Source organism: Psychrobacillus mangrovi, from assembly GCF_037104765.1.
Taxonomy (GTDB): Bacteria; Bacillota; Bacilli; order Bacillales_A; family Planococcaceae; genus Psychrobacillus; species Psychrobacillus mangrovi.
Genome location: NZ_JBAWSY010000004.1, coordinates 103276 through 127542, shown reverse-complemented (window position 1 = coordinate 127542; position 24267 = coordinate 103276). Strand labels below are relative to the sequence as shown.

Below are 24267 nucleotides of genomic sequence, written 5' to 3'. Positions count from 1 at the left end.
AACACTCTAATGTTACTCAATTATAACATCAGAGTGTCAAACGTCTATTAATTTATTTTTGAACGCAAGTAAGCATGGATAAATTGATCTAGTTCACCATCAACTACTGCGTGAACGTTACCGCTCTCTTCATTTGTACGATGATCTTTTACCATTGAATATGGGTGGAATACATAAGAACGGATTTGACTTCCCCATCCGATTTCTTTTTGTTCACCACGAATTTCAGCAAGTTGTGCTTCTTGCTCTTCGATTTTCAGTTGGTATAATTTCGATTTCAATAATTTCATTGCGTGTTCACGGTTTTTGATCTGTGAACGTTCTGTTTGACAAGTAACAACCGTATTGGTTGGCAAGTGGGTAATACGAACCGCTGAATCGGTAGTATTGATATGCTGACCACCGGCACCAGTTGCACGATACGTATCAATTTTCAAATCTTCATTACGAATATCAATTTCAATTTCATCGTTAAACTCTGGCATTACTTCACATGAAACGAAGGATGTATGACGACGGCCCGATGAGTCAAAAGGTGATATTCGAACAAGACGATGCACACCTTTTTCAGCTTTCAAATAACCATATGCATTATGTCCTTTTATAAGTAACGTAACCGATTTAATACCTGCTTCATCACCTGGTAAATAATCAATTGTTTCAACTTTAAAGCCATGTTTATCTGCCCAACGTTGGTACATACGAAGTAAAATAGAACCCCAGTCTTGTGACTCTGTACCACCAGCACCTGGATGTAGCTCTAAAATAGCATTATGCTTATCGTATTCCTCACTTAAAAGCATTTGCAATTCAAAATCAGCAAGTTTACTACTGAAATCTTTTAATTCAATTCCAAGCTCTTCTTGCAGCTCTTCATCTGGCTCTTCTTTAATTAATTCAAGCGTCATTTCTAAGTTTTCTTGTGTAGAAACAAGGTCTTTGTATTGGTCTACAATTCCTTTTAATCCATTCATCTCATTGATAACTTTTTGGGCTCCTTGCGAATCATCCCAAAAGTCTGGAAAAGTCATCATTTCTTCTAATTCTTGTATACGAACCTCTTTGTTTTCTAAGTCAAAGAGACCCCCTAAAGTCTTCCAATTTTCCTGCTGTTCGATCTAATTCATTTCGTATCGCTGCTATTTCCACCATATTATATTGCCTCCGACTTTCATAAATTCTCTTGCATGTACTCAGACTTAAAGCGCCTAGTCAATTTACAAATAAAGCAGACATAGGCGCTTGAGCTCTTGTTTATTACTGTACGGCACCGTGACAGTTCTTAAACTTTTTCCCGCTTCCACAAGGACATAAATCATTTCGACCTACCGGTGCTTCATTGCGAACAGGTTTTTTCTTCACAGCTTCTCCATCTTCTTTTGGATTCACTGCTTGACCTTTAGCTACTTCTTCACGTTCTAGATTATTGCGAATTTCGGCTTTCATTGCATATTTTGCAACGTCCTCTTGAATGGCTTCAACCATTGCCTCAAACATCGCAAATCCTTCACTTTGGTATTCACGAAGTGGATCATTTTGGCCATAAGCTCGTAAATGAATACCTTGGCGAAGCTGATCCATCGCATCGATATGATCAATCCATTTAGAGTCAATCGAACGAAGTAAAACTACTTTTTCGAATTCTCGCATACGTTCAGATGTTAAATCTTCTTCTTTTGCATCATAGAAACGAATAACTTCTTCTTTTAATTTTTCTATGATTTCTTCCGAAGATAAATCTTCTAAACTTTGTTGTGTAATAACACCTTCAGGCAAAAAGTTTGCTTGAACATAGTCTTCAATTCCTTTTAAGTTCCACTCAGCTTTATTTTCTGAGCTTGTAAAGGAAGCTACTAAGCGCTCAATCGCACCGAAAATCATTGATTCCACTAGGGTACGCATGTTATCTGTTTCTAGAACTTCATTACGCTCTTTGTATATAATTTCACGTTGTTGACGTAATACATCATCATACTGCAATAGACGTTTACGTGAATCAAAGTTATTACCTTCTACACGTTTTTGCGCTGATTCTACTGCACGAGAAACCATTTTAGATTGAATTGGTTGTGAATCATCCATGCCAAGTTTCGCCATCATATTACGCATATTATCTGAACCGAAACGACGCATTAATTCGTCTTCCATCGATAGATAGAACTGAGTAATACCCGGATCTCCTTGACGACCAGAACGTCCACGCAGCTGATTATCAATACGTCTAGATTCATGGCGTTCTGTACCGATTACTGCTAATCCACCGACTTCTAATACACCTTCACCAAGTTTGATGTCTGTACCACGACCGGCCATATTCGTCGCAATTGTAACAGAACCCAAATGACCAGCTGTAGCAATTATTTCCGCTTCATGTTCATGGTTTTTCGCATTTAATACATTATGCTTAATGCCATGTTTTGTTAACAATTTGGAAATAATTTCAGACGTTTCGATTGCTACAGTACCAATCAAAACAGGTTGACCATTCTTATTTCTTTCAGCAATGTCGGCAGCAACAGCTTCAAACTTCCCATTCATCGATGCATAGATTAAATCTGCACGATCGTCCCTCATAATTGGGCGATTCGTTGGAATAGCAATAACATTCATATTGTAAATATTACGGAATTCCTCTTCCTCTGTTTTAGCTGTACCCGTCATACCTGATAATTTGTCATACATACGGAAGAAATTTTGGAACGTAATCGTTGCCATTGTCATCGATTCATTCTGAATTTCTAAACCTTCTTTTGCTTCGATTGCTTGATGTAGACCATCACTATAACGACGTCCTTTCATTAGACGTCCAGTGAATGAGTCAACGATGACAACTTCTTCGTCTTGAACAACGTAGTCTACGTCTAAGTGCATGGAAGCATGTGCTTTCAATGACTGATTGACCGCATGATTTAAACGAACATGTGTTAAGTCAAACAAGTTTTCAATACCAAATGCTTTTTCTACTTTTTCAACACCAGTGTCTGTTAACGTTACACCTTTTGTAGATTCCTCATACGTATAGTCTGTTTCTTTCGTTAAAGTACGTACAAACGCATTTGCTTGTTTATAAAGCAGCGCTGCTTTGTTCGCTTGTCCAGAAATGATTAAAGGCGTTCTTGCTTCATCTATTAAGATGGAGTCAACTTCATCGATTACGGCATAGTGAAGTGGACGTTGAACTTTATCTTCCTTATACAACACCATATTATCACGTAAATAGTCAAAACCTAGTTCATTATTAGTAGAGTACGTTATATCTGCAGCATAAGCTTCACGTTTTTCTTCTTTAGACAATGAATTTAAATTCAAGCCAACTGTCATCCCTAAAAACTCAAACAGTTGTCCCATTTCCGTCGCATCACGACTTGATAAGTACTCATTGACTGTTACAACGTGTGAGCCAAGTCCAGGAATTGCATTTAAATAGACAGACATAGTAGAAGTAAGTGTTTTCCCTTCCCCTGTCTTCATCTCTGCAATGTTTCCTTCATGAAGTGCAACAGAACCCATGATTTGCACACGGAAAGGATATAATCCTAAGACACGTTTTGCTCCTTCACGCGCAACTGCAAAGGCTTCTGGCAATAATTCATCCAATGTTTCTCCGTTTGCATAACGAGTACGAAACTCGTCTGTTTTGGCACGTAATTCATCATCTGTTTTAGCTTCCATTTCACTAGCTAAAGCTTCCACTTTATCTGCAACTTTTTCCAATCGTTTAAGGTCACGTTTATTTAAATCGAATACTTTATTTAATACACCAAGCATCTAGTTTTCACTTCCCATTCAGTCTTACTCCCCATTTTACCATTCGTTACATAGTGGTGCAAACAACATGTAGGTTCACAAACATGTATCTACTGTATTTTGGTAGGAGTAAAGATTTTGTCTTAGAAATATTTTAACATAAAAAAACTCTCTTCTTTATATGAGGGCACTGAAAAAGTCCTCAGAAGGATTAAATAGCGAGTAAGTGAACGATTTATTGTTCACTTACTCGCTTTTTTGGATGGAACCCCTTGATTTTCGTTCGAGGCGAACGCGTTCCGCGGGGTGAGCGATGAAACATCACCGCCCCTTCAGGTACGTTGTGATGGTTCATCTGTCTCACTGATCCCGCCGGAGTCGCCTCCTTCCACTACAATCAACAATTGTACGGTTACAATTAAGCCTTTCTTTTATCTAATACAATATCGTTTACCTGTATAATTAAAGTAAATGGCTCCTCATGAATAGAAAAAGAAATAAGGTACTTTCTGTTCAAGTTAGAACAGAAAGTACCTTCAGTACCCTCCTTAATTTAGAGGAAAGTATTTTATTAGTTTGTTTCGATTAAACCGTACTTACCATCTTTACGTTTATACACTATGTTAGTGCCATTAGATTCTGCATCCGTAAAAATGTAGAAATTATGACCCAACATATTCATTTGTAATACTGCTTCTTCATGGTCCATCGGTTTAAGATCAAATTGTTTAGTCCGAACAATATTATATTCTTCTTCTTCATTGTTCTCAACGGGTTGATCAGGAGCGTCAACGCTAGCAAAATAAGCTGCGATTCCTTCTCGTTCACGGAATTTACGGTTTACTTTTGTTTTGTATTTTCGAATTTGGCGTTCCAATTTATCAACTATTAAATCAACTGCAGCATACATATCCGCGTTTCGCTCTTCTGCACGTAGAGTAAGATTCTTCATTGGAATAGTTACTTCAACTTTAGTCTGCTTATCGTTATACACTTTCAAATTTACATTGGCAGTAGCTTGGATCTCTTCGTTAAAGTATCGGGCAACTTTCTCCACTTTTCCTTCGACGTAATCTCGAATTGCCGGAGTCACCTCGATATTTTCTCCACGAATGTTAAAGTTTAACATGTAAACTCCTCCTTTAATATGACGCTAATAATATTTTTCTACATTCATCTTAAAATATCCTCCTTTTGTAAAGAATATTTTAAGATTTGTCGAACTTTGAAATATAATTTACTTCTTAAGTTCCAGTTCTTTTTTGCGTCTGTTTTTTAGTTCACTGATGATTAATTTTTCGCTTTCTTCGTCACCCATTAGCCTTACACCATATTCAAAACCAACCTTTTTACGATGTGACCAAATAAATTCTCCATCAATTTGGATGGGCGTCTCGTCTATTTTAAATTGCAATTCGACATGGTTTAATTGATCAATAGCTATAAAGAGCTCCGAATACATCTTTACCCCATTTGGACTTATATCAATCATCAAACATTTACCTTTTTTCGAAATTTCTTCTGGAGATGTTTCGCTAGCTTCTTTTTTCAAGCGAAAAGTTGCCTCAAATGGCTCCTCGAAGGTATATCTAAAATATTCATTTCGTTTGTAGAGCATTTTTATTCCCCCCCTGTTAAACAAAAATTCATAATAGTTACGATTTTCCTTTATTATGAAGAAGGTAAAATAAATTTTCAACAAAATTGCGACTATTGCCGATATAAAAAAATGCTCTACCGTAAATTATACGATAGAGCTTATATTTATATGTTTTATTTGTTTACTGCTACTGTTACTTCTGCCACTCGTTTAGCTCCAACATAGCGTTTCCCCCAATAATACGGGTCACTCAACTTATCAATTTTCACACCTTTTGATGAAGAAGAATGAATAAATTTACCATCACCTATGTATATGCCAACATGAGAAACACCTTTACCAGTAGTGTTAAAGAATACTAAATCACCTGATATTAAATCATCTTTGTCCACTTTATCACCTGAACTATGCATACCCGCAGCAGTTCTTGGAAGATCAATTCCTAGATCATCGAAAACATAACTTACAAACCCTGAACAATCAAATCCTGCTTTCGTTGTTCCACCACCACGATACTTAATTCCTATTAAATCTTTAGCTGTTGCTACTAATTCATCTGAATTTACTGCATTGGAAGCTTCAGTATTACCTGCAAATGGAGCTGCGACAAAAAGCATAGATAATAAGCAAATAGTAATGATCTTTTTTGACGAAAATCTTAAATTCATGTTGTTCCCCCGAGTTACTGAAGTTTTCTGATAATTTATCTAAAATCATCTTACCACGTAATATGTCATTTTATTTTTACATTTGTGTAACAATTGTGTTACAAAACTTCTTTTTGAGACTTATTTTTATTTTTGAGAAAATGCTTAAAACCTTTGAAAATAGCATATTTCTCATAGAAAAAAAGCCCGACAAGTCACAAAAATGACAAGTCGGGCTAATATTACATTGTAAAACGAGAGGTTGATGCCTCTAATATAATTGCTTGCTCACTCACTTCATTAATGAGTTTTGATAATGATTCTATAGTCTCGACATTAGACATTAACAACTGTACCGTTTGCTCCATATGTGCTGTATTTTCTTCTATGGATTCTGTAAGAGCAAAGATCAGTTTTTCAGAAGTATTCTTCTCTGTCTCAATAGTAATAATAGAATTGGCCATATGTTCGTTTTGATTTTTTGATTCCCGAATAAAAGAAACGATTTCATCTAATTTTTCATGCAACAATTGAAAAGTAGTTGCATTGTGCTTAGAAGTGGATAATCCTTCTGCAAAAACTTTTTCCATTACATTTCCTTGTAATGTAATAGAAGTAGAAACTTCATGAATTGTATTTGCTGTAATGGATACCTCATATGCTAGCTTTTTTACTTCTTCGGCAACAACAGCGAAACCTTTTCCATGTATTCCTGATCGGGCCGCTTCGATTCCAGCATTTAAAGCAAGTAAATTTGTTTGTTTTGAAATAGATTGCACAATTGTCGTCATACGCGCAATTTCTTCCGTTCTTTCTTGTAACAACTTTCTCTCTTTATCAGCTTCTTTAAAAATAGTACGCAGTCTTCCGGCTTCAACAGCTGCTTTTCTCATTGTATTTGCACTTTCATCGGCAATCTGCACAGCAATGGTTGCATGATCATTTAATACGACCGCCTTATCAGTGACTTCTCCAAATGTACGTGAAAACTCTTCCAAAAAGGCCCTAATTCCAATAGATGCATCTTTTTGTTCTAACATATTGTTACTTGTTTCGTTAATAGCAGTTTGCACAGTATCCGTGCTTGCCACTGTTTCATGCGAATAATCTTTTAATATAGTACTGTCCTTGCTTAGTTTCTCTGCAATTTGTTTAATAATATGTACCATGTCTTTTAAATTTGTTTGCATTTCATTCATTGCACTGGAAACTTCACCGATTTCATCCTTTGTAGAAATAGAAAGAGGTTTTATATGTAAATTTCCTGTTGCTATTTCTTTCGCAGAGGATGCAACGTGCGCTAACTGTTCTTTTATTTGTCGATTTGTTAAATACAATAATGCAGCAGACAGTAAACCAGCAATTAAAAATGAAGCAATGACAACTAAAATCATACTTTGCTGACTTTGATTCATTTGATTGATAATTGATTGTCTATTTTCTGATTCTAGCTTTCTTGTCTCGTCAAGCATTTGGGTTAAATGGAGTTGTTCCTCATTCATTGCTTTCAATTGCCTACGCTTAGCGACATTATCTTTCTTTTCTACTGATTTTTTTAAATTGTTTTCATACGTTGTATACATGCCATTTAGTGTTTTTGTGAAAGCATCCCAGTCTAATTGTTGTATTTTTTCTCGACCAGTGTTTGTAAGTTCTTCAAGACTTGCCTTTTTCGCTTCATAATCTTCCTCAAATTCTGGTAATGGATCTCCAGCATAATGCGAGATAGCAATATACAAACTGGCTATTTCCGCTTTCATAATATCAGCTTTTTCGACATTATGTGATGAGACTTCTAACTGATCGGATAGATTTTGGTTATGTATCACTTGTATAATTAATAATACCGCCATTATCCCGAATAAGAAAAAAGAACTAAATATCGCTATTAAATATTTCATACGCAACGGAATACTAGACCATTTTTTCATAGGTATTGAGACCTCCTATTTAAAAATATAGCATGGAGATTCCTTCAAAAGTACGTATTTTATTATTCTTTACAATACTTTTACAATAAGGCTTACAAGACAAATTTGAATATTCAATGTAGGATAAAACTAGTACATATTGAAAGGAAGAATGAACATGGAATTGGGACTTACAAACAAACGTGTCATCGTAATGGCATCAAGCAAAGGTCTTGGAAAAGCAACCGCACTTCAATTTGCAAAAGAGGGCTCGAAAGTACTCATTTCAAGTCGAAACGAAGAAGAACTGAAACAAACTGCAGAGGATATTATTAGGGTGAGTAACAATCAGAATGTCTATTATTCTGTATGTGATATAACAAAAGAAAACGACATCAATCAACTATTTGAGACAGCTATCGCGCAACTTGGTGGAGTAGATATTCTTGTAAATAATGCTGGCGGACCTACTCCAGGCGGTTTTTCTCAAGTAAATGATGACGATTGGAATGCAGCATTTGAGAAAAATCTATTGAGCTATATTCGGACAATTCGATTAGCCATCCCTTACATGAAAGAACAAAACTTCGGTAGAATCGTCAACATCTCTTCCTCTTCTACAAAAGAAGTGCTCGACGGTCTAATCCTGTCGAATACTTTCCGTTTAGGGATGGTTGGACTTTCTAAAAGTGTTGCCCGTGAATATGGAGCGAACAATATACTGATCAATACTGTCGGACCAGGTCGAATTCAAACAGACCGGGTCACAGAGCTCGATCAAATTGCAGCAGACAAGAAAGAAGTACCGATTGAAGAAATTCGCGAGGGTTATAAGCGAGCGATACCAAGCGGAAGATATGGGGATCCAGAAGAGTTTGCAAAAGTAGTTGTATTTTTGTGTTCTGAAGCAAATTCATATATGACTGGTCAGAATTTGGTTATAGATGGTGGAATGCTTAAGGCTTTGTGAGGGAGAAGAGCGCAGATAACAGATTAGCACTATAAGGTTGTTTAGTAGAATCAATAATTAACCTAAAATGGACAAGTTATTATAAGAAATAAACATATTATCGTAAAAATAACTTGTCCAAATGGTTTATTGTCATTCTAGTAACTAATATCAAATTGACTCATTACAAAAAAGCTATAATTGTGTAAGATCAAATAATAATGTACTTACAATTTTTTTCTAATTAATTCATTTTCATATTTTAATATATGATCCAAATATTTTCCTGTACTTAACATCTGCCGTATCTCAAAATTAGTATTACTTCCTACTTGTATAGAATTTAACAATGCACCGTATTTAATTAAATATGCAGTTATAACTGTGCTATTCTTTTCTATCGCCAATTCTAAAGCAGATTTCCCAGAAGGAGCTATTATCTGAGGACTAATTCCTGAAGAAATACATCTCCTAAATCCTTCAATGTTATTATTCAAGATACAATCAACCAAAATCATTTTGCTTGGCTTTGTACTTTTGGCACCCGCTTTAATTAACATGTCCGCAATATCATCTTTACATGTAAATCTTGCAACAACAAATGCTGTATCACCAAATTTATTTTTTAGATTCAATTTTGCTTTAGATTTAATTAAAGCTTCTACTAATTCAATATTTCCTCTTTTTGAAGCCAGCATTAATGGTGTGGTTCTCGTATAACCTTTGTAGTTGATATTTGGCTTTCTTTTAAGTAATTTAAGAGCCAAAGTAGTCTCATTAGTTGAAACGGAATTCCAAAAACTAACACTTAATTTCTTATTTTTTGATTTTAATCTTAAAAGTAATAAGAAATAAATTAGAATAACTAAAATTAACCACCAATATGTTTCAACAAATGTAATGCTATGATAGAAAAATTTCTTGAAGTCTCCTGTGATTCCTCCTAATATTTTCCCGAATATTATTATTGCTAAAACTAAAAATAACAAACCAAAGATTGTAACTAAACATCCATCTATTGCTTCTCCAAGTTTACTTGGGCCTAAAACTATTAATAATATTAGTATGATAAGTAAGATTTCCACCTTGTTGCCCCTCTCATTGTTGTTATATCTAATTGTTTTATCGGAGGTCAACTAGGTTATTTTAGGATAACAAATTTGATGAGGTTAATTATCGGGTCTCAAAATATTTGGATATGTACCTGCCTTTATCAGTTTAATATTATAAAAAGAGCAACCTCATATTATGAAGTTGCTCTTTTTGAATTATTTTACAATTAATTTGATTTTATTTTGAGACGGATCTTTTGTAACGAATGATCCATTTTCTTCTACAACGTTCATATCGTTTGTTTTTAAATTCTCTACTGCTGCTTTTAGTTCTTCATCGCTTGGATAAACTAGCGTAAAAGCTTCGAGTCCAACTACGTTTTCACCTGCTGGTGGAGCTCCGACTCCTGCCCATGTGTTTAATCCGATATGGTGATGATATTTACCCGTTGACATGAATAATGCCCCTGGATAATTAGGAGTAACAACTTCGAATCCTAATAAATTATAAAATTTCTCCGTTTCAGCCAATTCTCTTACGTGTAAATGAATATGTCCCATTACTGTTCCTTCAGGTAAACCAACCCATTTAGTACTTGCACCAGATGCTAAAATCCCTTGTGCATCAATTTGAAGTGTATCCATTGCAACAAATTCACCGTTCCATGTCCACTCAGTATCTGGACGGTCGTGATAAATCTCGATTCCATTACCATCTGGATCAGTTAAATATAATGCTTCACTCACTAAATGATCTCCAGCTCCAACTCGTTCGTTAATTTCGATGAAGTGCTTTAATACTGCTCCCAAGTCTGCTCGGCTAGGCAATAGAAGTGCAAAATGGTACAATCCAGTTGTTTTTTGCGTTTTTGGTAAACTGTTTGCTCGTTGCTCAAGTGATAATAGAGCCGTTTTACCGTCCGCTGTTAGGAGCACTTTATTTTCTTGTTTCTCTAATACTTTAAAGCCAATTATCTCTTGGTAATAAACAAGCGATTTCTCTAAATCGGATACTTTTAATTCAACTAATTCAACGAATGTATATGGTTTATTTTGATATTTCATTTTGAATGCCTCCAATATATTAGTTACTTATAGTAAGTTATTATATTTTAGTTACTTAATAAAGTCAAGTAACTAATTTGAGATATTATGGGTGATCTCGGAAGGTAATTTTGGGTATCGCAAGTTCAAATGGTCATAACGCAAATTAATTTCGGATAACGCAAGTTCAATCGTCTATAGCGCAAATTAAATCGGGTATCGCAAGTTCAATCGGGCATAGTGCAAATTATATCGGGTAGCGCAAATTAAATCTGGGTAATGCAACTTGAATCGATCATATCGCAAATTAAATCTGGATATCGCAAAATCAATTGGGTATAACGCAAATTAAATCGGGTATCGCAAGTTCAATCGTCAGTAATGCAAATTAAGGCTGGATATCGCAAAATCAATCGGGCATAGTGCAAATTAGATCGGATATCGCAAGTTCAATCGCCCGTAACGCAAATTAAAGCTCGATAACGCAAGTTCAATCGTCCATATCGCAAATTAATGACTGCATAGAATCCTGTTACTGACTCTATTCGAACTCTTAAGAGCGATATTTTACGTACTCCCTACATCCTCCTTATTATTCACAACTTCGAAGTCTCTACTCACTACATCTCGCAATTTTTTGATCCTCTCTAACTAAAAAAACCACTAGCCTCTTCAGACTAGCGGTTACCAAATTATTTTGCTAATGCAACTTGAATGGACATTTGCTGACATTCGGCTAGTTTGCTGATGTCAAAATTTCCTCCACTCACGATAACTCCAACGTTCCCGGAGGAGTATGGGATGTGGTGACTCAACACTGCCGCTACTGCTGCGGCTCCTGCACCTTCAATGAGCGTTTTTTCGCGTTCTAGCATAAAGAGAATGGCAGATGCAATCTCCTGCTCGGTCACTGTGATGACGTCGTCCACAAGGGCATTAATAATGTTCATCGTTAGCTTACCAGGGACTTTCACGTTAATTCCCTCTGCTATTGTTTTGCCTTGATAAGGAAGTAAAGCGGCGTTTTTTCCTTTGTAAGCAATTGCAATCGCAGCTGAATTAATGGATTGGACACCAATAACTCGGATATCTGGACGAGTTGATTTTACGGCAAGTAAAGTACCTGCGAGTAACCCTCCACCTCCAGCTGGCACGACAATCGTGTCAATTTCCGGACGTTGTTGAAGCATTTCCATCGCAACTGTTGCTTGGCCTTCGATTACTGCTAAATCGTCAAATGGGTGAATAAATGTGGCACCTGTGCGAAGTTGTTCCTCTCTTGCTGCCATATAAGCTTCATCAAAGTTTTGACCAACTAGTTTGACCGTTGCACCATAGCCTTTTGTTGCATTCACTTTTGATACTGGAGTGCCAAGTGGCATGAAAATCGTCACTGGTACATTGCGAGCTTTTCCAGCATAAGCGACACCTTGCGCGTGATTGCCTGCTGAAGCAGCAATTAAGCCTTTTGCACATTCTGCTTCAGTTAGCTGCGAGACTTTATTCATTGCTCCTCTTAATTTAAATGAACCCGTTTTTTGTAAGTTTTCCATTTTCAGAAATACTTTTTTTCCACTGATTTCATTCAATGTAGTCGACTTTTTACACGGTGTCCGATGAACGAACTCTGCTACTTTTTCAGTTGCTCGGTATAAACCTACAGTGTCGTATGAATTCCCAACAAAACCATCTCCTAATTCTCTATTTTAATATAATTATGCTTTTTTTAGTTCATACGCTTTAATATGATCTTCGTATAGGAACGTCAATGATATTTCATCCCAACCATTTAAAAGCATTTTCTTTTGATACGGATCGATGTCGAATGAGAATACTGCCCCATCTCCACCAGTAACTGTTTGGTTCTCTAAATTCACTTTCACATTATACTCATCTTTACTTAAAAGTGTTTCAACTTCGTCTACTGACAATTTTATAGGAAGAATTCCATTTTTCATGCAGTTATTATAGAAAATATCTGCAAAACTTGGAGCAATCACTACTCGGAAGCCATAGTCTAAAATCGACCATGGTGCATGTTCACGAGAAGATCCACAACCAAAGTTCTCATGTGCTACTAACACAGTAGAATCTTTATAACGTTCGTCATTTAAAACGAAGCTCTCAATAGGGTTTCCTTGCGCATCAAAACGCCAGTGATAAAATAAGTATTTACCGAATCCTGTACGTTCGATTCTCTTTAGAAATTCTTTTGAAATAATTTGATCTGTATCTACATTTTTTTGATTTAAAGGTGTTATTACGCTGTTGATTTCATTTATAGGCTCCACGGGTTTTCCTCCTTACGCATTTACTAGTTGAAATTTGCGAATATCTACAATATGACCTTCGATAGCTGCAGCTGCTGCCATTGCTGGACTCATCAGATGCGTTCTAGATCCTGCACCTTGTCGACCTTCAAAGTTTCGGTTGGATGTAGATGCACAATGTTCGCCAGCTGGTACAACATCGTCATTCATTGCTAGACACATACTGCAACCAGATTCGCGCCATTCAAATCCTGCATCAAGGAATACTTTGTCGATGCCTTCTTGTTCTGCTTGTTTTTTCACTGTTTGCGATCCAGGTACAACTATTGCTTTCACATTTGGATGAACTTTTCTTCCTTCGATCACACCTGCTGCTACACGTAAATCGCTTAGGCGAGCATTTGTACAAGATCCGATAAATACATTACTGATTTGAATCTCTTCTAAAGGCATGCCTTCTTTTAGACCCATGTAAGCAAGTGCTTTTTCATGTGCTTGCTGGTCGCTTGCTTCAGCAAAATCATTTTTAAATGGAATATTCTTAGAAACACCTGAACCCATCGAAGGATTAGTTCCCCAAGTTACAAAAGGTTCAATTTCATCAACAGAAATTTCCACTGTTTTATCGTAAGTTGCTCCTTCGTCTGTAGCTAAAGCCAGCCAACGAGCTGATTCTTTCTCAAAGGCTTCTCCAGATGGAACATGCTCACGGCCTCTTAGAAACTCAACAGTTGTTTCATCCGGGCTAATCAAACCAGCGCGAGCTCCCGCTTCGATTGACATATTACAAATGGTCATGCGTTCTTCCATAGATAACTTACGAATTGCCTCACCAGTATATTCCACGATATAGCCAGTACCCATATCGATACCGAATTTTGAAATGATCGCTAAGATAATATCTTTAGCAGCTACTCCATAACCAAGCTCACCAGTTACTTTGATTTCCATCGTTTTCGGTTTTGCTTGCCATAGAGTTTGTGTAGAAAGAACATGTTCTACTTCACTTGTACCTATACCAAATGCGATTGCACCAAAGGCACCATGAGTAGACGTATGGCTATCTCCACATACAATTGTTTTACCTGGTTGTGTTAGACCAAGCTCTGGGCCAATTATATGGACAATCCCTTGATCAGGGTGATCCATATTTGCAAGAGGGACACCGAACTCTTCACAGTTTTGTTGAAGCGTGCTAATTTGTTTACGGGCAATTACATCTTTAATCTGCTCTCTATTTCGTGTCGGAACATTATGATCCATCGTCGCGAAGCAAAGATCCGGACGACGAACCTTACGATTATTTAGTCGTAACCCTTCAAAAGCTTGGGGAGATGTCACTTCATGGAGCAAGTGTAAATCGATATAGAGAAGGTCTGGTTTACCTTCTTCCTCATATACAATATGTTCATCCCAAATTTTCTCAATAATCGTTTTTGCCATTTAGTCCCTCTCCTTTTGGTTAGACATAAGAAAACATTATGCTATCAGATACAAATTCTGAGTCTAACTCTTCTAATACTTTTGCTGTCCATTCTGTTGTAGAAAGTGCTCGTTTTCCTTCTACTTGTAAATCACCTGTAAGATTTCCATCATTTAAAACATTAAACACTGCTTCTTCTACAGCTGCCGCTTCAGTTTCCATTTGGAAAGCTTCACGAAGCATCATTGCTACTGAAAGAATTGTTGCTGCTGGATTCGCTTTGTTTTGTCCTGCAATATCAGGTGCAGAACCGTGTACCGGTTCATATAAACCAAATCCATCTTCACGTGTACTTGCTGAAGGCAACATACCTAATGAACCAGTAATTACAGATGCCTCATCACTTAAAATATCACCAAACATATTTTCAGTAACGATTACATCGAAAGCTCCTGGCTTTGTAATTAATTTCATCGCAGTAGAATCAACAAGCATATGCTCTACTTCTACATCTGGATATCCTTGTTTTTTCTCTTCTACGATTTCACGCCATAATTTACTAGAATCAAGGACATTTGCTTTATCAACTGATGCTAGTTTACCTCTACGACTTCTCGCAATTTGGAAAGCAGTATCAACGATTCGTTCAATTTCTTTTCTTGTATAAACAAGAGTATCTAAAGCATAATCATTTGTTTTCTTACGGGGTTCAGCGAAATAAAGACCACCTGTTAATTCACGAACAATTACTAAGTCCACATCTTTTGCGACTTCTTTCTTAAGCGGAGAAGCATCAAGTAATGCTGGAATAGCTTTAACAGGGCGAATATTTGCGTACAAACCAAAATGTTTACGAATTGCTAATAATCCTTTTTCAGGGCGTAAATGAGATGGATTTTGATCCCATTTTGGCCCACCTACTGCGCCTAAAAGGATGGCATCACTTTGACTACATGCATCAATTGTCTCTTGTGGAAGAGGGTTTTCCTTCGCATCAATTGCTGCTCCACCAATCAGCGCATATTGCAGATTAAACGTATGATTGAAGCGGTGCGCAATTGCTTGAAGCACCTTTACAGCCGCTTGCGTTACTTCTGGACCAATTCCATCTCCCGGTAATACCGTTATCGTTTTTTCCATCCCATTCACTCCCATTTGTTTGTCTAGACTTTAGGTGACTGTTCTTATAATTTATTGACTTACTGGTACTCTATTTTGATAATGCTCTTTGACTAGTTGACGGTTGATAGCATTCAAATAGGCCTTTGCTGATGCCTCTAATACGTCTTGTGAAGCATTACGTCCGGAGGAAATAACGCCATTAAAGCTCAAGTTAATTACAGCTTCTCCAAGTGCGTCTCTTCCCTTAGATACAGAAGATACACGGTAATCAATAATATGAACTTCTCCGTTTACTAGCTTTTCAAGCGTGTTAAAAATCGCTTCAACAGAACCTGCTCCAGTTGACGATACTACTTCCACTCCACCAGTTGGTGTTTTTGCTTGAACAGTAGCAGTTGGAATATTTGAAGTTCCATATTGCACCTGAACGCTTTCTAAATCATATACTTCCACTTCAGAGGTCTGTACTTGTTGATCTGTCAATAAAACAAATAAATCATCCTCGGTAATCTCTTTCTTGCTATCTGCTAATTTTTTGAATGCAACAAATGCAGCATTTAGCTTTTCATCACTTAATTGGAAGCCCATCTGTATTGCACGATCAAAGAAAGCATGACGTCCAGAATGTTTACCAAGTACTAGTTCTGTTGCTACATCACCGATTAGTTCAGGTGTAATAATTTCGTATGTTTCAGGGTTTTTCAGCATGCCATCTTGATGAATTCCAGACTCATGTGCAAATGCATTCTTCCCGACAACTGCTTTGTTCGGTTGAATGACTACCCCAGTTAGCTTGCTAACAAGCTGGCTTGTGCGTTTCGTTTCTTTTAAAACAATGCCAGAATCTGCTTTGTAGTAATCGTTTCGAATATGTAGAGCAACTGCAACTTCTTCAAGCGCTGCATTGCCTGCACGTTCCCCGATTCCGTTAATAGTACCTTCTACTTGCGTTGCACCATTTTCGATAGCTGCAAGTGTATTGGCAACTGCTAAACCTAGATCATCATGACAGTGAGCAGAAAGCTTCACTTTTTCAATACCTGTTACGTTTTCAGTCAAGTATTTGAATAAAGCTCCATATTCAATTGGAGAAGCATATCCAACTGTATCTGGAATATTTATCGTTGTCGCTCCAGCTTTAATTACTTCGTTCATAATACGTACTAGGAAATCTCGGTCCGAACGTGTCGCATCTTCTGCTGACCACTGAACAAGTGGAAAGTATTTTCTAGCAAGCTTTACTGATTCAACAGCAATTTCTATTACTTGCTCAGGTGTTTTATTCAGCTTATATTGCATATGGATTGGGGAAGTTGCGATAAAGGTATGAAGATGCGGCTGCACTCCACCTTTTAAAGCCTCCCAAGAAGTTTCAATATCACTTTGAATGGAACGAGCAAGTCCTGTTACAGTTGAGTTTTTCACCGTGTCCGCAATTAGCTTAACAGCCTCAAAGTCTCCAGGTGAAGAAGCAGGGAATCCTGCCTCTATGATGGAAACTCCAAATTTTTCAAGCTGACGAGCTATTTCTAACTTCTCTTTCGTATTAAGGTTAATACCTGCAGATTGTTCCCCGTCACGTAGCGTTGTGTCGAAAATATCAATTTTGACCACTTGTTACCACTTCTTTCTTGACTTGTTTTTTTCCTTCATTGATGAATGGCATCATTTCACGAAGTTTTGCACCAACAACTTCGATTTGATGTTCAGATTCTGCTTTTTTGATTGCATTATATTTTGGACGATCTGTTTCGTTTTCTTTAATCCATTCTTTTGCAAATGTTCCATCTTGAATGTCCGTTAATACGTCTTTCATACGATCTTTTACAGAAGAATCAATGATACGTGGTCCTGAAACGAAGTCTCCCCACTCAGCTGTATCCGAGATAGAAGAACGCATTGTAGCCATTCCACCTTCGTACATCAAATCAACGATTAGTTTTAATTCGTGTAATGTTTCAAAGTAAGCAAGCTCTGGTTGGTATCCTGCTTCTACTAAAGTTTCAAAACCAGCTTTTACGATTGCAGTTGTACTACCACAAAGTACCGCTTGTTCTCCGAATAGATCTGTTTCTGTTTCTTCTTTGAAAGTTGTTTCCAGAACTCCTGCACGAGCAGCTCCAATTCCTTTTGCATATGCTAAAGCTAGATCTTTTGCTTGACCAGTTGCATCTTGATATACTGCGAATAAACCAGGTACCCCTGCTCCTGCTTCAAACGTTCTACGTACTAAGTGTCCTGGACCTTTAGGTGCAACAAGGAATACATCCACATCAGCTGGAGGTACGATTTGATCAAAATGTACGTTGAATCCGTGAGCGAATACTAATGATTTTCCAGCAGTTAATGCAGGTTGAATTTCTGCTTCATAAACAGCTTTTTGTCTTTCGTCTGGTAATAAAATCATGATAACGTCTGCTTTTTCAGCTGCTTCTTTTACAGAATAAACTTCTAATCCATCTTCTTTTGCTTGATCGAATGATTTCCCTGCACGAATACCAACTACTACGTTAAAGCCTGAATCCTTTAAGTTTTGTGCATGAGCATGACCTTGTGATCCGTAACCGATGATTGCGATTGTTTTTTCCTTTAAAAGTCCTTCGTTGATATCTCCGTTGTAATACATTTTAGCCATTGTAATTTCCTCCTCGAATTTGGGTTTTTATATTATTTAAAAGTATATAAACTTTATAACTAAGTGTCAGACAAGCAGTATTGCATTTTTACAGTATAGATAATTGTGGTGTATTTACTTTTTGATTTTCGCGAACAAATGCGGTGACGCCTGTTCTTGTCAGCTCTTTAATGCCATATGGCTTGAGTAAATCAATGAAAGCATCGATTTTCTCTGGGTTACCTGTTACTTGAAAAGTAACGACGTTTTTCCCTGTATCAATTGTTGCAGCTCGGAACGGCTCAACTATACTGTTGATTTCCGCTCTTACAGCTGGTGGCGACACGACTTTCACAAGCGCCAACTCTCTTACTACAATTGATTTTTCTGTTATATCATTTACTTTCAACACATCTACTTGTTTTTGTAGCTGTTTTAAAAGCTGTTCTAGTTTTTGTTGATCTTCTACGTTTACGACAAATGTCATTTTAGAGATTTGTGGTTGTTCCGTATGCCCCACTGTAATGTTCTCAATATTGAATTGACGCTTCATGAGTAGGCCAGTTACCCGGTTTAAAACCCCACTTTGATTGATCACGGTTACCGTAATAATTCGCTTCATTCTGGCTTCACTCCAATCATTTCATGTAGTCCTTTTCCTGGAGCAACCATTGGGTATACACTTTCTTTTTGTACAACTCTACAGTCAATCAATACTGGCTCATCTGATGCAAGTGCTTCTTCTAATTGAACCTTTGCATCTTCATACGTTTCGATTTTGTAGCCTTTAATATCATAAGCCTCTGCCAATTTAACGAAATCTGGTTGAACTGGAATGAGTGATTGAGAGAAACGTTCTCCATGGAAAGTCTCTTGCCATTGGCGAACCATCCCAAGTGCTTGATTGTTCAAAATAATTATTTTTACTGGAATTCTCAACTCTTGTAATAGAGATAATTCTTGCAGTGTCATTTGGAAACCAGCGTCTCCTACGACCGAAATTACTTTTGCATCTGGTTTCGCAAGCTGAGCACCAATCGCTGCCGGAAAACCGAATCCCATCGTTCCAAGTCCACCTGATGTTACCCAGTTATGTGGATGATTGAATTTATAATATTGTGCAGTCCACATTTGATGCTGCCCTACGTCAGTAGTAACTACTGCATCTCCATTTGTATACTCATGTACAAGCTCTAATACTTGCTGCGGTAGAAGTCCTCTTTCTTCACTCGCTTGATAATGAAATGGATATTCTACTGATGAAACATTTAAGCTTTCTAACCAAGATGCAGTGTTTCCATTTGGTCCATCTTGTGCTAGCAATGCTTCTAAAGCTTCTTTTGCATCCGCTACAATTGGGATTTCTGTAGGAACGTTTTTCCCAATTTCCGCTGGATCTATATCGATATGAACTACTTTTGCATTCGGTGCAAAATAGTTTAAATTTCCTGTTAAACGGTCATCAAATCTAGCTCCTACATTAATTAGCAAGTCACATGTTTGAATCGCCATATTTGCTGTATACGTACCGTGCATTCCTGCCATTCCTAGAAATAGTTCATGATCACCTTTGATGCTTCCTAGTCCTAGAAGTGTGTTTGTTACAGGAATTTGATATTTCTCAGCAAATGCTGCTAGCTGATCAGAAGCTTTTGCGAATAGTACGCCTGCACCTGCTAAAATTAATGGCTGTTTTGCTGTTGAAATAGCTTGCGCTGCTTTTTGAATTTGTAAAAAGTTCGGTGTTGTCGTTGGTTGATATCCCGGAAGATTCACTTCATGACTTGTAGAATCAGTTGAAACAAACAAGCCTGTTGCCATATTCTTTGGAATATCTACGACGACTGGTCCTGGACGACCTGTGGAAGCAATATGAAAAGCTTCGTTAATAATTCTTGGGAAATCTGCTACATCTTTTACTTGGTAATTATGTTTTGTAATTGGTTGTGTAATCCCGATGATGTCCGCTTCTTGAAAAGCATCTGTTCCAATGACTGTAGTAGCAACTTGACCTGTAAAAACAACTAGTGGAATTGAGTCCATCATAGCATCAGCAATTCCAGTCACTAAGTTCGTCGCCCCTGGTCCCGAAGTAGCAATAACTACTCCAACCTTCCCTGATACTCTTGCATAACCTTCCGCTGCATGGATCGCACCTTGCTCGTGACGAGCTAGGATATGTTTGATTGGATTTTTGTATAATGCATCATAAATCGGTAAAACTGCACCACCTGGATAACCAAATACTACTTCAACCTGATGTTTTTTTAACGTTTCGATTAATACATCTGCTCCATCCAATTGCTTCGGAGCAGCAGGCATTTCAGCTTCTTCATAGGTTTGTTCTGCTTCTTCTACACTCAACTTCATCATAATTTCCTCCTTTTGTTCAAATCGTCCAGTTCAAATCGAAAAGCGTAAGCACCTGTTCTGACCCCGAGGGGCAAGGTGCTAAAGTCTAGACAACACCTTTTTGTATAAAAAAAGAAAAGAATTTCTCCCACACAAAAAAACTATAGTTCTTTTGTATAGGGATGAAATTCTTTTCATGGTACCACCCTAGTTCGCAGCGCAACCGCTACCTCGCAGACAACCGACAAATTGCCGACCATCCATTTTTAACGAGAGTAGCTTTGTACTACACCCGGAAGTATCTAATTGGTTTCCCGTTCAACACTTCACTCCGAGGGGATGTCGCTAAAGGTTGTATTGCCGGTTCCCAGCTACACCAGCTCTCTGTGAATACAAGATTCCTTTAACTTTTGCCTCATCAATGATTTAAGTTTATTTGGTTATTAAATTTTCATAACTCCACCTGTACTTGCAGATGTTACAAGTTTTGAATATCTTGCTAAATAACCTTTTTTAATTTTCGGTTCAAATGGTTGTAAGTTTGCTTTTCTTGTAGCTAATTCTTCTTCATTAACCTTCAACTCTATTGTTCTATTTGTTAAATCAATAGCGATAATATCATCATTTTCTACTAATGCGATCGGTCCGCCATCTGCAGCTTCTGGGGAAATATGTCCAATGGATATACCTCTAGATGCTCCGGAGAAACGTCCGTCTGTAATGAGTGCCACTTTTGTTCCTAGCCCTCGACCTTGAATTGCTGAGGTTGGAGCAAGCATTTCTGGCATCCCTGGTCCGCCTTTCGGACCTTCGTAGCGGATAACTACTACATGGCCTTCTTGTACGATACCGTTGTCAATTGCTTCTTGTGCTGCTTCTTGTGAATCAAACACAATCGCTTTACCAGTAAATTCTTTAATAGAAGGATCTACTGCACCTACTTTAATAACTCCACCTTCTGGAGCAATATTACCAAATAGTACGGACAAACCACCTACAGGACTATATGGATTTTCTTTTCGGCGTATGACTTGATCATTCTTAATTTCTGATTCCTTTACATTTTCATAAAGTGTTTTACCAGTAACCGTCATTCGATCTGGATGAACAGCTCCGGGAATCTCGCAGAGTTCTTTTATAATTGCACTAACCCCTCCTGCAAGATGTACATCGTGCATAGAGTAATCAGAAGCAGGCATAATTTTTGATAAATATGGAATTCGTTTTGCTACTTCATTTATTTCTCTCACGTCATATTCGATCTCTGCTTCATGCGCGATTGCCAGTGTGTGGAGAACTGTATTTGTTGAACCACCCATTGCCATATCTAGTGCAAACGCATCATCGATTGTTTCTTTTGTAATCAAATCTCTTGGCTTCACATCTTCTTTAACCATTCGTACCAAATGATGTGCTGCTTCTTTAATTAGTCTGTGACGTTCCTCGGAAGTTGCAACGATTGTGCCGTTACCCGGAGGAGTCACACCTAACATTTCCATTAAAGAGTTCATCGAGTTAGCAGTGAACATTCCTGAACATGAACCACATGTAGGACATGCGTTTTGTTCAATATCTAGTAATTGCTCAGCTGTCATCGAACCTGATTTATAAGATCCAACACCTTCAAAAACAGATGTTAAGGAAAGTTGTTTCCCGTCAGCTGATGTTCCAGCTTCCATCGGTCCACCTGATACAAATACAGATGGGACATTCGTTCTTACTGCTGCCATTAACATCCCTGGTGTGATCTTGTCACAGTTCGGTATGTAAAAGACTCCGTCAAACCAATGTGCGTTTATAACAGTTTCAGCTGAGTCTGCAATTAATTCACGACTAGGAAGTGAATATCTCATCCCGATGTGACCCATTGCAATTCCATCATCTACACCAATCGTGTTAAATTCAAATGGAATACCACCAGCCTCACGAATTGCTTCTTTGACGACTTCCGCAAACTTATTTAAATGCATATGGCCAGGAATAATATCAATATAGGAGTTACAAACACCGATAAACGGTTTATCTAAATCTCTTGTTTTAACCCCAGTTGCATAAAGCAAACTACGATGAGGGGCGCGATCAACGCCTTTTTTAATCATGTCACTTCTCAATTAAATCGCTCTCCTATACTACTGCTTTTTTGCAACTAACTAAATAGTTTTGCTTAATTTTTGATTGTGAATTTTCTCACAATATTTAATATATTGAAGATATCATAACCCCTTTAAAAAGCCGCGTCAACACCCTATTTTTAAATTATCAGTTATTTTCGAATATTCATTGAGTTTGTAATCGCTTACAAGTGCGATATATCGCATTTTATATTCACAAAAAAATAATTATGAACTTTTTGTTAAAATGACGGGAGTGTGGTAGTTCTATGCTTAGAGACATCATTTTAGAACTGGGTAAGGGGGAAAATTTAAAAAAACTATTTGATTTGAATCGCTAGGATTACTCGGAGGAATAGCAAAATAAATGTCTCAAATCACAAGATAACTCTGAGTGATCGCAAGATAAATGTCTCAAATCGCAAAATAACTCGGAGGTATCGCAAGATAAACGTCTCAAATCGTAAAATAACTCGGAGGAATAGCAAAACAAAAAGACCCTTTCCCAAAAACGAGAAAGAGCCATCACCATAAATTTGGTTTCACAACCATAAACCAAAGCATAATCAGTAATAATAAAATATATAGCCATACAGAAGTTCGTAATTTTCTAATTAAGATATTGGAATCAAACTCTCCTGCATGGAATTGTCGAATCTTTGGCTTAAATGCCTTCGCCAGAAACACAATGGAACTAACCATAGCAACAATCGTCATGACCACCCATGACGTTGACCACGACCAATTCCCTTGCCACATCAGCAGAATCCCCGAAATAACTAACACATGACCCGCATGCTTCACGATTCGAATAGATGCTTGAAATACACCTAATAATGAATCAATCACATCCCCACTTTTCCCTTTCATTCGATTCAATAAAGGAAATAATACAAAGAAAGGACCAATGGAAAGGATCGCACTGAATACGTGTATAAAAACAATAAATGCATACATAAATTATCACCTAATTTCATTATAAAGTATTAGGTTTTAAATGAATGTGTCTAGTTGAGGAAATTTTAAGATCTCGCAAAACTAGGAAGAATACTCGCAACATAGTTTTATTACTCGCTAGCTACTTGCTTATACTCGCGATGTTTTCTATTTCTTTTAAGAAAAGCGCTAAGCTCGTCCCTATTTACAATTGTTTCCGGTGGGCTTTGGACAAGACTTGGCTACAATATTACCGAGTGAATTTTGGAGGGGAGGGTCGTGACTAGCGTCACGACCCTCCCCTCTTTTTTTGGTAATCTTGTGGCGTTCGTCTGTCCGTCGCACTCCTGCAACTCTTGGAAACTTAGTACCACTGTTTTGTATAATTAGTGAATAGATGCTACCCTATTCATATTATAAGCTACCGAAGATGCAATTTCGGTCGCTATCTTTCTACTCTATTAGGAGAATACTTACTATTTTTTCGATA

General features: G+C 37.4%; 19 protein-coding genes. 1 reads left to right on the top strand and 18 read right to left on the bottom strand.

The window, feature by feature from the left end; all coding sequences use genetic code 11:
* Window positions 1-47: 47 nt before the first annotated feature.
* The 6 genes from prfB to WAX74_RS08245 all read right to left on the bottom strand — a co-directional run bounded on the left by prfB (window position 48) and on the right by WAX74_RS08245 (window position 7925).
* A protein-coding gene (prfB, locus tag WAX74_RS08270) for a peptide chain release factor 2 (RefSeq protein WP_336497293.1) occupies window positions 48-1149 on the bottom strand; the annotation gives its coding sequence in 2 pieces (ribosomal slippage) (window positions 48-1076 and window positions 1078-1149; 1101 coding nt in all).
* Window positions 1150-1257: 108 nt separating this feature from the next.
* A complete protein-coding gene (secA, locus tag WAX74_RS08265; RefSeq protein WP_336497188.1) occupies window positions 1258-3768 on the bottom strand; it encodes a preprotein translocase subunit SecA in 2511 nt (836 codons plus the stop codon).
* 550 nt (window positions 3769-4318) lie between these two features.
* Window positions 4319-4876, bottom strand: coding sequence for a ribosome hibernation-promoting factor, HPF/YfiA family (gene hpf, locus WAX74_RS08260; RefSeq protein WP_336497187.1), 558 nt, complete (start codon window positions 4874-4876; stop codon window positions 4319-4321).
* A gap of 108 nt (window positions 4877-4984) precedes the next feature.
* A complete protein-coding gene (locus WAX74_RS08255) occupies window positions 4985-5365 on the bottom strand; it encodes a PilZ domain-containing protein (protein ID WP_336497186.1) in 381 nt (126 codons plus the stop codon).
* 155 nt (window positions 5366-5520) lie between these two features.
* Complete coding sequence (locus WAX74_RS08250) at window positions 5521-6015, bottom strand: C40 family peptidase (RefSeq protein ID WP_336497185.1); 495 nt, start codon at window positions 6013-6015, stop codon at window positions 5521-5523.
* Between the two features lie 221 nt (window positions 6016-6236).
* Window positions 6237-7925, bottom strand: a complete 1689-nt coding sequence (locus WAX74_RS08245; protein WP_336497184.1) for a methyl-accepting chemotaxis protein — start codon at window positions 7923-7925, stop codon at window positions 6237-6239.
* A gap of 157 nt (window positions 7926-8082) precedes the next feature.
* Between WAX74_RS08245 and WAX74_RS08240 the strand changes: the two genes are divergently transcribed.
* On the top strand, window positions 8083-8874 hold the full coding sequence (locus tag WAX74_RS08240; protein WP_336497183.1) for an SDR family oxidoreductase: 792 nt from the start codon (window positions 8083-8085) through the stop codon (window positions 8872-8874).
* A 206-nt stretch (window positions 8875-9080) separates the two neighbouring features.
* On the opposite strand, the gene WAX74_RS08235 is transcribed toward WAX74_RS08240, so the two are convergent.
* The 12 genes from WAX74_RS08235 to WAX74_RS08180 all read right to left on the bottom strand — a co-directional run bounded on the left by WAX74_RS08235 (window position 9081) and on the right by WAX74_RS08180 (window position 23798).
* A complete protein-coding gene (locus tag WAX74_RS08235; protein WP_336497182.1) occupies window positions 9081-9938 on the bottom strand; it encodes an ankyrin repeat domain-containing protein in 858 nt (285 codons plus the stop codon).
* Between the two features lie 183 nt (window positions 9939-10121).
* Entirely contained in the window at window positions 10122-10970 is an 849-nt protein-coding gene (locus tag WAX74_RS08230) for a VOC family protein (protein WP_336497181.1), read from the bottom strand.
* A 671-nt stretch (window positions 10971-11641) separates the two neighbouring features.
* Window positions 11642-12538, bottom strand: a complete 897-nt coding sequence (locus WAX74_RS08225; RefSeq protein ID WP_413788938.1) for a threonine/serine dehydratase — start codon at window positions 12536-12538, stop codon at window positions 11642-11644.
* A 126-nt stretch (window positions 12539-12664) separates the two neighbouring features.
* Complete coding sequence (leuD, locus tag WAX74_RS08220) at window positions 12665-13240, bottom strand: 3-isopropylmalate dehydratase small subunit (RefSeq protein WP_336497180.1); 576 nt, start codon at window positions 13238-13240, stop codon at window positions 12665-12667.
* Window positions 13241-13252: 12 nt separating this feature from the next.
* Window positions 13253-14662, bottom strand: a complete 1410-nt coding sequence (gene leuC / locus WAX74_RS08215; RefSeq protein WP_336497179.1) for a 3-isopropylmalate dehydratase large subunit — start codon at window positions 14660-14662, stop codon at window positions 13253-13255.
* A gap of 19 nt (window positions 14663-14681) precedes the next feature.
* Complete coding sequence (leuB, locus tag WAX74_RS08210; RefSeq protein ID WP_336497178.1) at window positions 14682-15782, bottom strand: 3-isopropylmalate dehydrogenase; 1101 nt, start codon at window positions 15780-15782, stop codon at window positions 14682-14684.
* 51 nt (window positions 15783-15833) lie between these two features.
* Window positions 15834-17378, bottom strand: coding sequence for a 2-isopropylmalate synthase (locus tag WAX74_RS08205; protein ID WP_336497177.1), 1545 nt, complete (start codon window positions 17376-17378; stop codon window positions 15834-15836).
* Window positions 17365-18399, bottom strand: a complete 1035-nt coding sequence (gene ilvC, locus WAX74_RS08200) for a ketol-acid reductoisomerase (protein ID WP_336497176.1) — start codon at window positions 18397-18399, stop codon at window positions 17365-17367. Before ilvC ends, WAX74_RS08205 begins: the two co-directional genes overlap by 14 nt.
* Before the next feature lie 88 nt (window positions 18400-18487).
* Window positions 18488-19000: an acetolactate synthase small subunit gene (gene ilvN, locus WAX74_RS08195; RefSeq protein ID WP_336497175.1), complete on the bottom strand. Its 513-nt coding sequence runs from the start codon at window positions 18998-19000 to the stop codon at window positions 18488-18490.
* Window positions 18997-20700, bottom strand: coding sequence for an acetolactate synthase large subunit (ilvB, locus tag WAX74_RS08190; RefSeq protein ID WP_336497292.1), 1704 nt, complete (start codon window positions 20698-20700; stop codon window positions 18997-18999). Before ilvB ends, ilvN begins: the two co-directional genes overlap by 4 nt.
* Before the next feature lie 473 nt (window positions 20701-21173).
* Entirely contained in the window at window positions 21174-22841 is a 1668-nt protein-coding gene (gene ilvD / locus WAX74_RS08185; RefSeq protein WP_336497174.1) for a dihydroxy-acid dehydratase, read from the bottom strand.
* A gap of 525 nt (window positions 22842-23366) precedes the next feature.
* Window positions 23367-23798: a hypothetical protein gene (locus WAX74_RS08180; RefSeq protein ID WP_336497173.1), complete on the bottom strand. Its 432-nt coding sequence runs from the start codon at window positions 23796-23798 to the stop codon at window positions 23367-23369.
* Window positions 23799-24267 lie beyond the last annotated feature (469 nt).